12 protein-coding genes are annotated in these 16628 nt (G+C 60.7%); 5 read left to right on the forward strand and 7 right to left on the reverse strand.

The genetic code is table 11. From position 1 onward, the window contains the following. Positions 1-136 precede the first annotated feature (136 nt). Complete coding sequence (locus C486_RS04400) at positions 137-625, forward strand: DUF555 domain-containing protein (RefSeq protein ID WP_008453473.1); 489 nt, start codon at positions 137-139, stop codon at positions 623-625. Between the two features lie 215 nt (positions 626-840). Here the strand turns inward: C486_RS04400 and C486_RS04405 are convergent, their stop codons facing one another. From C486_RS04405 to C486_RS04420, 4 genes are all read right to left on the reverse strand, one after another. Continuing rightward, positions 841-1077, reverse strand: a complete 237-nt coding sequence (locus tag C486_RS04405) for a UPF0058 family protein (protein WP_008453476.1) — start codon at positions 1075-1077, stop codon at positions 841-843. A 288-nt stretch (positions 1078-1365) separates the two neighbouring features. Further along, on the reverse strand, positions 1366-1545 hold the full coding sequence (locus C486_RS04410) for a DUF7836 family putative zinc-binding protein (protein WP_007109126.1): 180 nt from the start codon (positions 1543-1545) through the stop codon (positions 1366-1368). 110 nt (positions 1546-1655) lie between these two features. Continuing rightward, positions 1656-2636 carry a transcription initiation factor IIB gene (locus C486_RS04415; RefSeq protein WP_008453479.1) on the reverse strand — a complete coding sequence of 327 codons (981 nt, stop codon included), beginning with the start codon at positions 2634-2636 and terminating at the stop codon, positions 1656-1658. A 216-nt stretch (positions 2637-2852) separates the two neighbouring features. Then, positions 2853-3140 (reverse strand): DUF357 domain-containing protein, encoded by a 288-nt coding sequence (locus C486_RS04420; RefSeq protein WP_008453481.1) that lies wholly within the window; start codon positions 3138-3140, stop codon positions 2853-2855. Positions 3141-3339: 199 nt separating this feature from the next. On the opposite strand from C486_RS04420, the gene C486_RS04425 reads away from it, so the two are divergent. The 3 genes from C486_RS04425 (at position 3340) to C486_RS04435 (ending at position 9087) form a co-directional block, all read left to right on the forward strand. After that, the gene (locus C486_RS04425) at positions 3340-4665 is read left to right on the forward strand and encodes an FAD-dependent oxidoreductase (RefSeq protein ID WP_008453484.1); all 1326 of its coding nucleotides are present in this window, start codon (positions 3340-3342) and stop codon (positions 4663-4665) included. Positions 4666-4977: 312 nt separating this feature from the next. Next, entirely contained in the window at positions 4978-6600 is a 1623-nt protein-coding gene (locus tag C486_RS04430; protein ID WP_008453486.1) for a COG1361 S-layer family protein, read from the forward strand. A 3-nt stretch (positions 6601-6603) separates the two neighbouring features. Continuing rightward, positions 6604-9087, forward strand: a complete 2484-nt coding sequence (locus C486_RS04435) for an efflux RND transporter permease subunit (protein ID WP_008453488.1) — start codon at positions 6604-6606, stop codon at positions 9085-9087. Positions 9088-9653: 566 nt separating this feature from the next. Here the strand turns inward: C486_RS04435 and C486_RS04440 are convergent. The 3 genes from C486_RS04440 to C486_RS04450 all read right to left on the reverse strand — a co-directional run bounded on the left by C486_RS04440 (position 9654) and on the right by C486_RS04450 (position 15240). Beyond that, a complete protein-coding gene (locus tag C486_RS04440) occupies positions 9654-11231 on the reverse strand; it encodes a DUF7827 domain-containing protein (protein ID WP_008453491.1) in 1578 nt (525 codons plus the stop codon). A 458-nt stretch (positions 11232-11689) separates the two neighbouring features. Beyond that, the gene (gene csg / locus C486_RS04445; RefSeq protein ID WP_008453493.1) at positions 11690-14191 is read right to left on the reverse strand and encodes an HVO_2072 family ArtA-dependent S-layer glycoprotein; all 2502 of its coding nucleotides are present in this window, start codon (positions 14189-14191) and stop codon (positions 11690-11692) included. Positions 14192-14634: 443 nt separating this feature from the next. Further along, positions 14635-15240 (reverse strand): TetR/AcrR family transcriptional regulator, encoded by a 606-nt coding sequence (locus C486_RS04450; RefSeq protein WP_008453494.1) that lies wholly within the window; start codon positions 15238-15240, stop codon positions 14635-14637. A gap of 265 nt (positions 15241-15505) precedes the next feature. On the opposite strand from C486_RS04450, the gene C486_RS04455 reads away from it, so the two are divergent. Then, on the forward strand, positions 15506-16628 hold a 1123-nt coding region (locus tag C486_RS04455; protein WP_008453496.1), incomplete at its 3' end, for a COG1361 S-layer family protein.

The following is a 16628-nucleotide window of genomic DNA, read 5'->3' on the forward strand; positions in this document are numbered from 1 at the left end:
GTCGCTACACCCGCTGAGGCGGTCGATTTTTGGCATAGGCACCACAAAATCGTGCCGCCTCACTTTTCACGCTTAACGAAACAGCGCCGGCCACACGGGGCGAACCTTCTTACTGTATGCGATACAACGTCTATGCATGAATTGCAGGGTCGTCGTCGAAGCTGCAGTGCCGGTATTCGACGTTGAAACGGAGGACGAGGCGATCCGTATCGCCATCTCGAAGACGGGCGAGATGCTGAACCCTGACCTCAATTACGTCGAGATCAACATGGGCGAGCGAACCTCGCCGTCGGGCGAGGAACTGCCGCCCGCGTTCATCGCGGCCGACGAAGCGCTCGTCGCGCTCGAACTGGAGATGACCGTGTTCAACGTCGAGCGCGAGGAACACGCCTCGCGTATCGCCCGGAAAGAGATCGGTCAACTCCTCGAGAACATCCCGCTCGAGGTCGAGCGGGTCGATGTCCTGGAAGACGAGGACGACGACGAAGCGTCGGAGACGGTTGACGACTCGTCGAACGCCGAGCACTCGGACGAGCAAGCCGACGCGACCGGCGTCTCGGACGCCGCGTCCGACGAGGAAGACGACGAGGAAATCCTTCCCGAGTTCGAGGACCTCGTCGAGTAGTTCCGACCGTCAGTCCCGTCGACCGGATAGTCAGCCCGTCCAAACGAGTTCTGACGCTTCGTAGCAGCCGCCTACTGAGCAGCGAGTACGGCGACCCCGGCCGATAGCGTCGGCTCGTCGTGTTCGGCGGCCCACCGACCGAGATGGCTGGACGAGTGATAGCGAGACGACTCACTGATCGGTAGTGTGAGCTATCGGAGGATGCGACGAGTTGCTCAGTCTGCAGTTGCGGCGACTGCTTCCTGCTCCCCTTCCCGCATGTTCTTCGTAATTCCACCGGCGAGTGCAAAAACAGCGGCTTTGTGGTCGGTTTTCGATTTGTGGATCGATGTCGGCCGAATACCCCGCGACTCGTACTCTTCGAGATCGATCTGACAGTCTTCCCACGCTGCACACTGATTGGATACCTCCGCGAGAAGGCCGTGAAGGTGAATGAGCTCCTGCTTCTTCATAACCATCTGCTCCTATCCACTGCAGGGTTATATTATTATCTTGAGTCGCGTTAACACACTTCCTCCATAGTACGTCTGGTATATCACCTTCGAAGACACTTCGAATGCTGTCCCTACACGAAGCAAACCGCACGACGGAGTCGGGGTTATGGTTTTATTTACGGGCCTAATACCTAATTTCTTTCCAGCTTCCGATACGCTGCGTTCGGAGAGTTAAACCGTGGCTACTACTGGAACGACGGTGTGAAAATGTCGGTTGGGGTATCCGATGGGAGAGCGATTTCGACACTACCCGAGCTGTTTCAGCGTCTGTAGATCACGGTCGGTTCGCATGAATTCGGCGGTCCGACGGGAGGCATGACAGTTCGGACAGTGAAACATCTCGGCGGCCGCAGGGAGGTCGTCCGGAGAAGTCTGCCAGTCCTTCGTACACTCGGGACACAACAGTTGGACGGTCGTTCTATCCATGACACACACTTTCACATGAGTGGTAAAAAACGTTGCCGCGGTTCCATACAACCGAAAAAGGCCACCCGCGTCATCGCGACGCGACAGACACGGCCGCAGACTCGGCCGATTTAGGCAGGTGCGGCCGTATCCGAGGCCTCGAGCAGTTCCTTGTACCGGTTCCGGATGGTCACTTCGGAGATGCTCGCGACCTCGCTGACCTCGTTTTGGGTGACCTTCTCGTTGGTCAGCAGGGCGGCGGCGTACACCGCTGCTGCGGCGAGGCCGACTGGGGACTTTCCGCTGTGGACGCCCTCCTGACGGGCCGATTCGAGCAGTTCGCGGGCCATGCGCTCGGTCTCGTCGGAGAGATCGAGATCGCTGACGAACCGCGGCACGTAGTGTTCGGGATCGGCCGGTTTGACCTCGAGGCCGAGTTCCCGGATGATATAGCGGTACGTGCGGGTCAGTTCCATCTTCTCGACGCGGGAGACCGCGGAGATCTCGTCGAGACTGCGCGGCGTCCCGGCCTGGCGGGCGGCGGCGTACAACGAGGACGTCGCGACGCCCTCGATCGAGCGTCCCGGCAGCAAGTCCTCCTCGAGTGCGCGTCGATAGATGACCGACGCGGTCTCGCGGACGTTCTCCGGGAGGCCGAGCGCGCTAGCCATCCGATCGATCTCGCCGAGCGCTTGCTTCAGGTTCCGTTCCTTGGAGTCGCGAGTGCGGAAGCGCTCGTTCCACGTGCGCAGGCGCTGCATCTTCTGGCGCTGGCGACTCGAGAGCGACCGGCCGTAGGCGTCCTTGTCCTGCCAGCCGATGTTCGTCGAGAGTCCCTGGTCGTGCATCATATTGGTCGTCGGCGCACCGACGCGGGACTTCTCGTCTTTCTCGGCGGCGTCGAACGCACGCCATTCGGGACCGCGGTCGATCTCGTCTTCCTCAACGACGAGGCCACAGTCCGTACAGACCGTCTCGGCGTGTTCGTCGTCCGAGATCAGACGGCCGCCACATTCGGGGCAGTGTTCCTGTTCGTCGGATACCGCCGTGCTTTCCTCCTCGGTTTCGGTCTCCCGCTCGTTCGTATAGGTTCGGATGCTTGTGTCTGTCATAGCGTATCGGGTGGGTTACTCGGGGCTCCCGGGTGGGGTAACCAGAAGAAACCCGGTCGCCTCAGCTAACATAGGGTAAGGTCGTAAGGCATATAAATCTTTCTCCTACTTTATAAATTGCCTGGATTTTCTGTTATATAGGTTCCGGTTATATATTCATTAATCGTTTGAAATAGTGCAGTGGGGTTTCGGGTTCCGTCCGACGAACGGACCCCACTACTCGACGGTAAAGAGGTGGCCGTCCCTCGGCACGTCGAACAACCCGATGCGGGCACCGGCATCGAGCCACGCGTGCCCATAAGAGAACGACGCGAGCGCGTTGACGGGGTCGTCTTGCTCGCGAAAATGTCTCCCGTCCTCCAGATAGGACGCCGCCATCTCGTAGCACTCGGCGGCGGCCTCGGCCATCGGCGACCCGTCGGGCGGCGCGATCGTGGCCGCTTCGAGCGCCGCTGCTAGCAACTCGCCGTACCGGTTCGTCTTCTCCTCGAGATCGGCAGCCATGGTCGACCCTCGTCGTTCGGCCCCGTAAGTGCGTCGGCGTCCGCGGCGGTCGGACGGGTACTCGATTCGGATCCGACCGCGGATCGGGACCGGTCTACGAATCAACGCCGTCCTCATCGGATCCGTCGGACCGCCACAGTAAGGAGGAGAGATTGCTGAGAGCGCAAGGCGTTTAGGCGCTCTATCCGAAATAAGAGACATGAGTGACCAGCCACGCGTCGAGATTTATACGAAGACTGACTGTCCGTACTGTGAGAAGGCCAAGGACCTCTTCGATAGCAAAGGCATCGCGTACGAGACCTACAACGTCACCGACGACGACGACCGCTTCGAGGAGATGGTCGCACGTGCGGACGGCCGCAAGACGGCCCCTGAAGTGTTCATCGACGACGAACTCATCGGCGGCTGGGACGACACCAGCGCGCTCAACGAGACCGGCGAACTCGACGCGAAACTCGGAATCGCCACCGAAGACGACGGCGAAATCGTCGATCACCGGCCACTGATCATCGCCGGGACCGGCATCGCCGGTCTGACCGCCGCGATCTACGCCGGCCGCTCGAACAACGACCCCCTGGTCATCGAGGGCGACGAGCCCGGCGGCCAGCTCACGTTGACCACCGATGTCGCAAACTACCCCGGCTTCCCCGAGGGGATCGGCGGGCCGGAACTCGTCAACAACATGAAAGAGCAGGCCAAACAGTTCGGGGCCGAATTGAAAAACGGCATCATCGAGTCCGTCGACGACTCGAGCCGACCGTTCCGCGTCGAAATGAAAGACGGCGATGTCTACACCGCCGACGCCGTCATCGCCGCTTCGGGTGCCAGCGCACGGACGCTCGGTATTCCCGGGGAAGACGAACTCATGGGCTACGGTCTCTCGACGTGTGCGACCTGTGACGGCGCGTTCTTCCGCGGCGAGGACATGCTCGTCGTCGGCGGCGGCGACGCTGCCATGGAGGAAGCGACCTTCCTGACGAAGTTCGCCGACACCGTCTACATCGCCCACCGCCGCGAGGAGTTCCGCGCGGAGGACTACTGGGTCGACCGCGTCCACGAGAAGGTTGAGGAAGGCGAGATCGAAATCATGAAGAACACCGAACTGACCGAGATCCACGGCTCCCAGGAGGACGGCGTCGACCACGTCACCCTCGTCGAGAACGACAAGGGCCATCCCACCGACCGCCTCGACGATCCCGAGACCGAGCAGTTCGACTTCGATGTCGGTGCGGTTTTCTTCGCGATCGGTCACACGCCGAACACCGACTACCTCGACGAAACCGCCGTCCGGACCGACGACGAGGGGTACCTAAAGACCACCGGCGGCGACGGCGGCGGCCAGACCGAAACCCACGTCTCGGGCATCTTCGGTGCCGGCGACGTCGTCGACTACCACTACCAACAAGCCGTGACCGCCGCCGGCATGGGCTCGAAGGCAGCCCTTGACGCCGACGAGTACCTCGAAGCCCTCGAGCGAGCCGACTCGAGTGCGGAGGAAGCCGAGCCAGCCGCGGCGGACGACTGAGGACGGGTCCGCTCGGCGCAGTAGTCGACTAGTATCCGTCACTGTACGAACCGATTATCCCCCTCGGCTCGCCCTCCGTTTCGTCGATCGCTGTCCGGCCCCGGCTGTTCTCGCTCTCGATCCGTCGTCAAAACGACAGCGCGTTCGATGGCCCCTGTTCAGTGGGCACACTGTCAGGACTCGGTGAGAAACCAATACCCCTATATGAGACGATCACTGTATTCTCTCTTGAATGAGTATTCAAGACCGCTTAGTACGTCGACATAGCGGACAGGACGGGAACCGAATTCCGTACTCGAGACGGGCAAACCAATGAGGGCGGGTCGCACACTCGGCTGTCTCCTCGTCGTCGTCTTGGTCACCACTGCGGGTATCGGTCCCGCACTCGCCCAGTCGGGGCAACGGTCGGGCCAGGTCGTCGGACAGCCGGATATCACCATCCAATCGTCGGCCGGTGAGTTGACCCCCGGGACGTCGGTCAAACTCCCGCTTTCGATCACCAATCGCGGGCAGATCGACCGCGCCGGCCCGGCGCAGTACCAACAACGGGTCACGACGGCACGCGGCGTGTCGCTCGATTTCCAGGACGAGAACTCACCGATCGATGTGGATAGCGGGCCAGTCTCCGTCGGCAACGTTCCGACGGGAACCAGAGGCGTCTCGCCGGTTCGGGTCACGATTCCCGACCACCTCGAGCCGGGGAGTTACGAGCTTCCGGTCGAGTACGAGTACTCGTACACGCGCGTCGTCGAATTCAGTCAAGCAAGCGTTGAGTACAACGACCTGACACGGACGCGGACGGCGACGCTGACGATCGAAGTCGAAGACAAACCCCAGTTCGAAGTCGTCGATGTCGAATCGAACGCCCAAGTCGGCGATCGAAACGACGTCTCGGTGACGCTTCGGAATACGGGGACCAAGACGGCACATGACGCGAGCGTGACCGCCCAGTCCCAGACGGCCGAAATGTCGTTCGGTGCCGGTCCGAAGACGTCGACGGGCTACGTCGGCGAATGGAACCCCGACGAGACCAAAACGGTCTCCTACAGCGTCGCGTTGTCCGACGATGCCCCACATCGTGGCTACTCGCTCGGTCTGAACGTCGGATACACTGATAGCGACGGGATCGAACGAACGTCACCGTCGTTGGAAACCGGCATCTCGACTGCCGCCGAACAATCGTTCGCCCTCGAGAACGTCTCCTCGACGCTGCGGGTCGGCGAGGACGGGAGCATCTCGGGGACCGTCACCAATACGGGCCCGAAACGGGTCAACAGTACCGTCGTCCGGTTCGCCGACGAGGGGTCGCCGAACGTGATTCCCATCGAGCGCTCCGTCGCCGTCGGGGCCCTCGAGCCCGGTGACTCGGCGTCGTTCCGACTGCCGATCGAAGTGAGCAGCGAGGCCGAAGCCGGAGCGAAATCGCTGGACTTTGCCGTCCGCTATCGGAACTCCGAGGCGGAGACACGTCAGTACACCAAACTCGACGTGACCGCCGATATCGCTCCCGAGCGCGATCAGTTCGATGTCGATGTCCAGGAATCGACGATTACGTCCGGCGGCGAGCAGGCGATCACCGTGTCGGTCACGAACGAACTCAATCAGACCGTGACCGACGTCGAGGCGCGTATCTTCGCCGACGACCCGCTCGATACCGGTGACGACGACACGGGGTACGTCGAGTCGCTCGAGCCCGGCGAGTCGGTCGAGATGACGTTCGAACTGAGCGCGGCGGAGTCGGCGACCGAAAAGACGTACCCGATCTCGTTTGACTTCCGATACGACGACGAACGGAACAAGAGCCAGCTTTCGAACACGATTCGCGTACCGATGGAGGTTACGGCCGCCGACGGCGGCTTCCCGCTGTCGCTGGTTCTCATCACGGGCTCGCTTCTCATCGGCGCGGTCGGCGTGTTCTGGTATCGGAGGGACTAATCGATGACAGCGGGCGAGCGAATCGAAACTGCGACCGAAACCCTCAATGACCTGATCATCTCCCGATCACGCACGGTCGTGATCGGGTTTCTGGTCCTCACCGTCGTCTTTGCCGGTGGATTCGGCCTGGTCACCACCGACACGGATGCGACCGATTCGTTTACCGACGATCTCCCGGAGCAAGACGCGCTCGACGCCGTCAACGAGGAGTTCGAGGGGCCGTTCCAGACCTCGGACGATACGACACAGCTCGTCCATACCGGAGAGAACGTTCTAACTAAGGAATCACTCGTGCGGAGCCTGCTGGTCCTCGAACACGTCGAACAGCGAGAGGACCTCCGCATGGACTCGGCGAACGGACCCGCACCGCTGATCGCCCGGACCATCGATCCGACGGCGACCACACCGGCCGAACAGCGGCGGGTAATCGAATCGGCGACGACCACCGAGATTCGACAGGCGATCCGGAAGCAGAGCGACGATGCCACCTTCAAGCGCACCCTGTCCAAGGATTTCAACCCGACGGCAGCGTCGGCGTCGGCCTCGATCACGGTGATCTCCCACGACATCCCGAGCGAGTTCACCGACGACGACTTGACCGACATCCAACTGTCGATCAAGTCGATCGCGAGCGACCAGCCGGGCGACATTCGTGCGTTCGGGAGCGGCATCACCGACGCGGAGACCGCGAACGTCATCGGCGACTCGATGACGCTCGTTATGCCCGTCGTCGTCCTCCTGTTGCTCGCCTTCCTCGCCATCTCGTACCGGGACCCGATCGACCTCGCGCTGGGACTACTGGCGCTGTTAATGACGGTCATCTGGACGTTCGGCTTCCTCGGGTACTCCGGCATCCCGTTCAATCAGCAGATGATCTCCGTTCCCGTCTTGTTGTTGGCGGTCGGCGTCGACTTCGGGATACACATCGTCAACCGGTACCGCGAGGAAACGGTCCAGGGGTACGAACCGCTCGAGGCGATGCGGACCGCGAACAACCAGCTCATGATCGCGTTCGTCATCGTCACGGTGACGACCGTCTTCGGGTTCGGTGCGAACGTGATCTCGGATCTCGGCCCCATTCGAAACATGGGGATCGCCTCCAGTATCGGGATCATCTTCACGTTCTTCATCTTCGGGATCTTCCTGCCGGCGGCCAAACTGGAGGTCGATCAACTTCGCGAGCGGTTCGGCATCCCCGAGTTCGGCTCGGACCCGATCGCATCCGAGGACTCGTCCCTCGGCCGTCTCCTGGCGATGCCCGCCAGGGCGAGTCGCCACGCACCGCTCGTGTTCGTCGTCGTGATCATCGTCATGGGCGGTGCGGCGGCCGGGTACGGGGCGGGAGTTGACACCTCGTTCGATACCGAGGACTTCCTGCCCCCCGAAGATCAACCCGAGTACGTCTCATACGTCCCGGCCCCGCTCGCCCCCAGCGAGTACACGGTAACGGAAACGATCAACCTCCTCGAAGACAAGTTCGCGACGGACCAAGACGAATCCGTCAAGATATACGTCGAAGGCTCGTTCGAGGACGACCACGCGCTCGAGGCCCTGGCCGACCCGAACGACGATCCGCCGAGCAACCTCGCAGTCGGCTCCGGCGGCGAAGCGGAGGCACGGAGCATCATCACGGTCATCCAGTCCCACGCCGCCGAGGATCCCGAGTTCGCCGCGCTCGTCGAGCGGAACGATCGGAACGACAACGATATCCCCGATCGGAACCTCGATCTGATCTACGACGAACTGTTCGCGTCATCGGCTGGCTCGCAGGCGGAACAGTACCTGACCGAAGACCGACGCAAGGCACAGGTCGAGTACGCCATCGACGGCGACGCGTCACAGCAGGCGGTGGCCGCGGACGCCGCCGAGTTCGCAACCGATTTCCGCTACGACGCGACCGCGACGGGGAATATCGTCGTCTTCGCAGCGGTGACCGACCTGATCTTCTCGTCGTCGGTCCAGGGGCTGATCCTCGCGATCGGTTTGACCGCCGTGTTCCTCGTCGCCACGTACGCCGCACTCGAGCGAAAGCCGTTACTCGGGATCGTCAACGTGTTCCCGATCCTGATCGCGATCGCGCTCTTGATCGCCACGATGCGATCCCTCGGCATGTCGCTGAACGCGCTGACGGGGACGATACTGTCGATCTCGATCGGACTTGGGATCGCGTACTCGGTCCACGCCACTCACCGGTTCATCGACGAGTTCAAAACGGCTGACGCGTTCACCGCGCTCACGACGACGCTCTCGGGAACCGGCGGGGCGCTCATGGGGAGCATGCTCACGACGGCTCTCGGAACGGGTGCACTCGCACTGGCGATTACCCCCGTGCTGGGTGACTTCGGCCTGCTGATGGCGTTGAGCGTCGTCTACTCGTTTGTGACGTCGATCGTCGCACTTCCGCCCGCGATGCTCCTTTGGGCCAGCTACACCGAGTCCCCGTCGCTGTGGCACCGCGTGGCCACTGCGGTCGGCATCCGCAACTGAACGCCTCTCCCAGCGAACTCCCGGTTTCGACTCGTGTCCGGTCGGGCATCCCCACGCAACTGACTCGGACCGCTTTTCCTTCGCGTCTCTCCTTGAGCACCTTGACTTCAGTACGTGGCTGCTTAGAGAGACTACAGTGGGTCTCTCGAGAGTACGACCTTCGTCCGGTCGAATACCGCTCGCGCCTCGATACACGGGTCACACGTGCCACGTGTGTGGGCTCGTCGCCCATCGCACGTCCGGGCCGCGTTCGACGGCCACCGATGACTGTTGGACCACGGACTCACACGGACACACTTGATCGCACGACGGCTGTGCGAGAGGCGTATCAATCGTTGGGACTATCGCAACGCGTCGGGAGATCCACCCGACCGGTAGCGAAACGACGTGGCGATTTGCCCTGCAATCATCACCGAGCGGGATTTGAACGACTCTGTCCTCGCCGCTCTCGGTAGCCCGCTTCGGACTCGAGAAACCCGTCTTGAAACTCGTTCCCTCGTCGCTCAGTCAATAGTCTCTCGACGTGGGTACGCGATATCCCTGGCTCCGTGTCTGGCACGCGCGACCTAGCGTTCCGATGCGTCCGGCAGTTCGTATTGTACCGGCTCTGCGAGTTGCGTCCCGTCGCGTCTCATGGTGACGTTCAGCGGCGATTCGGTATCCGGCAACTCGTACTCGCATGCCACCGACCCGTCCCTTTCGACGGTCGTGTTACACTCGAGTAGGTATCCTTTTCGTAACGGATCCGTTCGCACCCGGATCGACACGTCGTTTTCCGGGGCGAGGTTCGTCGTTGCGTTGACGACGAGCGTCGATTCGTTCGTCAGCGTTGGCTCCGAAATCCTCGCGGACGGGGGAACGACAACGAACCGTTCGGTCACGACGCTCCCGTCGTCGGAAACGGGCGAGTCGTCGTAGACCTGGAACCTGACGGTGTACGTTCCCGGCTCGAGGTGGGTGGTATCGACATCGGCAACGAGTGTGTCCGTCGTCGAGTTATACGTGGTCGTCAGCGACTGAAGCGACGCCACGGTCTGCAATCGGTCGTCGGCGGATTGGAGGTGTAAATCCACGCCGTGGGTGAGCGTTCCGAGACTATCCGTTCCGTAGCTTATTTCGCCCGTCTCAACGTATCGATCCGACCCGAATCGAACACGAACGTCGCCGGTCCCCGTCTTGCTGGGATTCGTCGCCGCATACGACGCGAAGAACGTTTCGGACTCCGAAATCGACACTGGATCGTCGAACCGAATCACGATCTCACCGGCGGATGTCGTCTGAATGCCCGACACGGACCCCGTTAAGGACCGGTCGATGTGTCCGTCGTTATCCGTATCGACGCCGAGGATTTCGAAATCGTTCCAGGAGAGGCTTTGAATGTTCGGGGCGACGCCGCCCGCTGCATCGTAGTCGATCGATATCGTTTCCACGCCCTCGATGTCCCGATCGGGGGTATGTTGGAGGCGATGTGTCGTTTGGGCTCCCGGACGACTATCGGTTGCAGTTACCAGCTGGTCACGTGATGTCGGGTCCTGTAGTAGTCCTTCGACACCACTAACGTCGAACTCGGCGCGGGCGATATCGCCCTTTGCGACCGTCGTTTTCTCCGTCGTAACTTGCATATCGACCGCAGTGGCTTGCACAGCGCCCTCACTGGCGGCGACGGTCTTCACATCCGTTCCGGGTGCGATCGCCTTGCTCCGACTCTCGCCAACCGTTGGCTCTTCGAGTTGTAACACTGCCGCGATACGAGACGTCTCGGTCGATGCAATCATATTGTACCGGCCGGCCTCAAGCATCGGCAGCGATTGGGTCGTCGCGTGCGTGCGAACGGTTACGCTGTCGTCCCCAACGGCGGTGAACGCCGAACGGCCCTCGTGTTCAGCTCCGTAAAACGTGTTGAATCGGACCCGAACAGTTCCATCATCGTCCTCGTCGCGAACCCGGAGATCCGCTCTGAAGTCTCGTTGTGCGGACCGAACCAAGAGATCTGCCTCGTCGGTATTTTCCAGCTCGAGTTGGACCGTCGCTACGTTACCTCGTTGTTCGACGACGTTCGAATCGGCGAATTCGACGGTCCCGTCGACCGGTTGGGGACCGATCTCGGCACCGGTGTCGGTCCCGGTTCCGGACCCGGCACCCACGACTGATATCGAGAGAAGGAGACAGAGAGAGAGCACAGCGGTTGTTGTCCATAGCAGCGTGCGATGCGTCATAGTAGTTGTAGACTACTTCTTTTCTTCCGGTAAGTACTTTCTGGAGATGTTCTCTTTCGATGCCATGACTCGAGACTTGATTCACAGCGACACCACGAAGACGGGCAGCCGCCAGTTGCTAGTGTGGAAGTGTAATTTAATGTAGATGGTTGAGACAACTGCTCACTATTGGTCGTCTCAACGGCTTGGTAGCGGTTGCGAATCGACGAACGCCTGCCAGTACTTCTCACGCTAACTCGACAGACGATCAGTGCCGGTCGCTGACGGCCGACTGTTCTGTCGGTCAGACAGGCAGCGTTGTCACTATCCGATCGGCGTCTCAAAAAAACGGAATGTTCGGCAAGGACTGGGTGAAGACCCAGTAGTTAACGATTACCGCTTAGCGCTTAGTTGTCGCGTCGGAGTGCGACCAGCGCAGCGCCGAGCAGTGCGACCAGCGCGACACCGACACCGAAGCCGGGCGTGCTGTCTTCTTCGTCGGACGAGTCAGACGAGTCAGACGAGTCAGACGAGTCGGAGTCGTCCTTGTTATTGTCGGAGTCGTCCTTGTTATCGTCGGAGTCGTCCTTGTTATCGTCGGAGTCGCCCTTGTTATCGTCGGAGTCGCCCTTGTTATCGTCGGAGTCGCCCTTGTTATCGTCGGAGTCGCCCTTGTTATCGTCGCCGTAGTCGATTTCTTCGACGATTTCGAGATCCGCGCGGTCGGTGGTTTCACCGTCGTCGGACTCGATCGTATAAGTACCGAGATCATCGATGGTCTCGGGGGTGATCTCGAGGGTCCAGTTACCGTCGGTTCCCCAGTCGTCGGTGTCCGTGGTTTCAAGCACGTCACCGTTTTCGTCGAGAATCTCCACCGTGATCGTGTTGTCGTCGGGCTTGATGTTGGTGGTACCTTCAACGACAATCGTGTCGTTCAGCGCAACGGGATTGATGCCGTTGGCCTCGTTCCCTTCGGAGTAGACCGATTCGATCGTCGTCGAAGCGTCGGTGTAACGGAAGGTATCCGTGACCATACGGTCGTCGCTAGCCGTCTCGTCGACGGTCTTGGACGCGATACGGTCGCGGATCTGGTCACCGGTCAGGCTTTTGCTACCGCTACCGAGGTTGTTGATCCAATCTGCGAGATTGTCAGCACCGGATTCGATCTCTTCGCTGTCTCCCCATTCGCCGTCACGACCGTCAACTAGGACGTGTCCGGAGACAGTACCCTGCGAGAGTCCCAGCGGGACGTCTTCTTCGTCGAAGGTGTAGTCATCGGAGTCAACGGAGTAGGAGTACGCTTCCGTGTTGCCACGGTCGTCAACGAAGGCGACGACGACTTTGTCCTCGCCTTCCGCGCTACCGAAGATGTTGATGTTGCCATCAGCATCCTCTGCGACCTCGCCGTTGATGGTCTCGAACTCGGCGGACAGACCACCTTCGGTCACGCGAAGCGACTTGGTAGCACTGCTGCCCTGATTGAAGTCGGAAGTCGAGATGGAGGAGTCACTCTCATCCCAGACCTCTTCAGCATCGTTCTGATCGATGACACCGAAGCGGTACGTTCCGGGCAGGTTCAGAATGCCCGAATCGTCCTTCTCGGAGAGTGCGTAGTCCTCTTCTTCGAAGGTGTCGTCGGAATCGACATTGATCTCGTCTTCGATGAGTTCCCAGTCGCCGTTGTCACGAACGTAGAGTGCGACTTCGTCGGAGCCCTCTGCAGTACCATTAACGTCGACCTCGGAGCCGACGACGTAGGCACCATCAGGGTTGTCGATCGAGATGTCCCCTTCGGTTACGTCGAAGGAGAGATCATCTGCGGGGTCGTCCCCATCCGCGTCGCTAGCGTTTTTCGTCTCGGTATCGTAGACTTCGAGATCGATCGACGAGTCGTCGAGATACTGGGTTTCGATCGAGCCGGCGGCACTCGTACCGTCCATTTCGACTTCTGCCCACACGAAGTCAACATCGTCGACACTCTCGAGGTCGTCGATGTCCGTAGTATTTCCGTCATTACTGTACACGCCAACGTTTTCGGTATCGTCAACGTTCCGGAAGATCTTCTCTGCGTTCTCCAGGCTGATACCGTCACGGAAGTCGGAGCTATCGATCGTGACGAAGTGTCTGTCGGAGTCACTGCCACTCGTGACAGTGTACTGGAGGTTGTCACCGCGAACGACCTCGTCCGAAGCGATTTCGAGACCAAGCTCGTCGTCAGTGATCAGTTCGACCGTCGTGGTGCCGACTGCATCGCCGAAGTCGAGGTTCTCTTCACCTTCGACGGTGATCGTGTATTCACCGGCGTCCTCGTTGGAGAGGTCCATCAGAACGGCTTCTCCGTCTTCAACGACTGCATCTCCGGAGAGGACCTCATTCGTGACGTCAGAGCCGTCCTCGTCTTCGACGGTGATTTCGGCGTATTCAGCCTGCTCGTAGTTGTATTCGGGGACGATGCTCATGTGCTCGGCATCCGCGGTGGAAATGCTCGAGCCGTCGACGTCAGTGGCGATATCGTTCGGGTCGTCACTGTTTAGCCGGTTGATCGTGATATCGGACACTCGCGGCTCGTCGACGAGCACAGTGTGTCCATCGCCGTCACCGTAGCGACCAGTTCGCTGATCTTCATCAACTGGAAGGCTCAGGGTTTTACCTTCGGCACCTTGGCTTTCCAGGCCGATAAGACGGTCACCGGTGAAGTCGTCCGAGAAATCGATATCATCTTCACCCTGGAAGATCGTGTCATCGGGGTAAACGGTCTGATCGTCATGGAAGCGCGGTACATCATTGTTCTCTGCGGCCGCTGCGCCGCCCACGAACGCCGCGGACATCGCAACGACAGAGAGTACCATCATCGCGGTCAGGAGCACTGCGCGTCCCTTCTCGCGATAGGTTATGTTGTCTGTTGTCATATTATATCGTAGTCGTGTGTTCTGCACGGCCACGCTTGCGTTCCGATCGGGCGCTCGGTAATCGGATATTACATCCGACCCCGACTCGGCCGTCGATCCTACTTGCTTGCATGACCATGGGTAGGGGTACAGTACAACCGTTGCGAGGCTCAGCATATATGCTTTGTTGTCCACCCCCGGTATTTCGGCATAATTGATCGAAAAAACAAGTCCGATTTATCGTCTATTACTGGGCCGTGTCAGCCGCTGTCCCCCGTCTCGAGTAGGGGAGTGCTCCGTCCGGGACCGTGATTTGACCCGTAGGCACACACCCACGCTTCGTGATGAACCACCGACGTTCGGTTCGACCTCGTCTCGGATGGGTAATCGAATTTTACCTCGAGAGGAGATCGAGATCACTGCATCCCACCTGGGAAGAACGGCGTTCGATCGCTCGCCGATAGCTATGTCGCGTACACACGCGAATCAAGATACAATTCGACTTCGTTCGAGACGGCTTCGGCCCACCCGTCGGCATCGGTACTGAACAGGCGACTGATCATTCCGAAGAACACCGTCTGTAACGTTTCCGCGACCGCGTTCGGGTCACACTCCCGGAAGTCACCGGTGTCGATTCCCGCACGGATGATCGCTGCGATCGTCTCGGCGAACACCTGATCGCTCCGCGTGAAGTGGGCCCGGTAGGCCGGATCGTGGATCGCCTGGACACGGAGTTCGAGGACCGTCCGGACGAACGGCTGCCGATCGTCGTCGGCATCGGCCGTGCCGAAACACCAGTCGACCACCTCCTCGAGTCGCTCGCGTGGATCGTCGATCGTCTCGTAACTGTACTCGTCCCGAAAATGTTCGAGGAGGTACTCGAGACACGCAAGCACCAGTGCGTCCTTGTCCTCGTAGTGGTGATAGACCAACGAGGGGCTTTGGTCGAGTTCCTCGCCGATCGCCTGCATCGTCAGGTCGGCGTAGCCGCGATCCCTGAGCGTTCGATAGGTCGCTGCGAGGATTTCCTCGCGGGTATTGACCGGGTTTTCGAAGATGTCGCTACTCACGTGCGTCACCTCGATCGCGAGCCAGTCGTGTGGCCGTCTCCATGACGGGTCTGGACGACCTCTCGTCGAGCACGTTCATACTCGGATGGAGCGCGTCGCGCTGCCATAATCGGTTTGATTCGATTTCGACGTGAGAAAAGTTATAATGGTCGCCTCCACTTCCTCGAACAATGTGTGACAGTCCGCCCACTGGACGCGTCGATCACGTGGCCCCGACGGCGATCGGACCGACGGTTACGCTCGGGGCTCGCTCGAGGTGGCTGCCATGAGGACGCACCGCGCTGCCGCCCTTGCACTTGCCCTCGTCACGAGTCTCGGATTGCTGCTGTCGCTCGCCGGACCGGCAACACTGGCCCAGCAGGCCACCGGTGAGGAGACGAGCGGTGAGCCGGTCCTCGAAGTCGTCGAGTCCGATCCCGAAGTGACACCCGGGACGGAATCCACGCTCGAGGTCCAACTCAAAAACGAGGGACGGCTGGGGACCGGGGTCCAGAGCGATCGCGTTCTGACCGCCCGCGGTGTAACTGCGAGGATCGACGACGCTGGTCCCTTCGAGTCCGAATCCGGCGCAGTCGGCGTCGGCCCGATTCGGGACGGCGAGATCGCGACGGCACCGCTCAATCTAACGATCCCCGAGAACACCGACCCCGGCGAGTACGAGATCGAAGTCGAGGTCGAATACGCGTATACGGCATGGGTGTCCGACGCAGCGGAGTTACAGAAACGGTTCACGAAGACCGAAACGCTCGAGATGACGGTCACGGTTCCCGACGAGCCCCGGTTTTCGATCTCGAACGTCACTACGGATGTCGCACCAGGTGGGAACGGCGACATGACCCTCGAGATCGAAAACACTGGAACCGAGGCCGCAACCGAGGCACGCGTCGCCGTGACCGGCTTCGGTGGCGTGACGATCAACGGTGGGACGAGCGAGACCGCCATCGGCGACCTCGAACCGGGGGCGACGACGACCACGACGGTTGAAGCGGCGATCGCGAATTCCACCAGCGCGGCGGCCAAGTCGATCGAAGCGACGGTCACGTACGAGGATCGGTCGGGTGTCGAGCGGACAGCGATTCCCGTTCGGTCGACGTTCGCGCCCGCAGGCGAGCAGTCGTTCTCGCTGCGAACGCTCGAGGGGTCCCTCTCGGTCGGATACGAGGGGACCGTGACGGGTGAGATCGTCAACGACGGCCCGCGATCGGTCGACGACGCGGTGTTGATCGTCGAACCGATGAGCGACTCGCTGTTCGTCGAAGACACCCGCTACGCGCTTCCCGAGCTGAAGTCGGGTGAGGCCGCGACGTTTACCTACCCGATGGAAGTAAGCGGCCAGGCCGACCCGGGTGCCCGGCAGCTCCGGTTTACCGTCGAATACACCGGCAGCG

Source organism: Natrinema gari JCM 14663 (genome assembly GCF_000337175.1).
Classification (GTDB): domain Archaea; phylum Halobacteriota; class Halobacteria; order Halobacteriales; family Natrialbaceae; genus Natrinema; species Natrinema gari.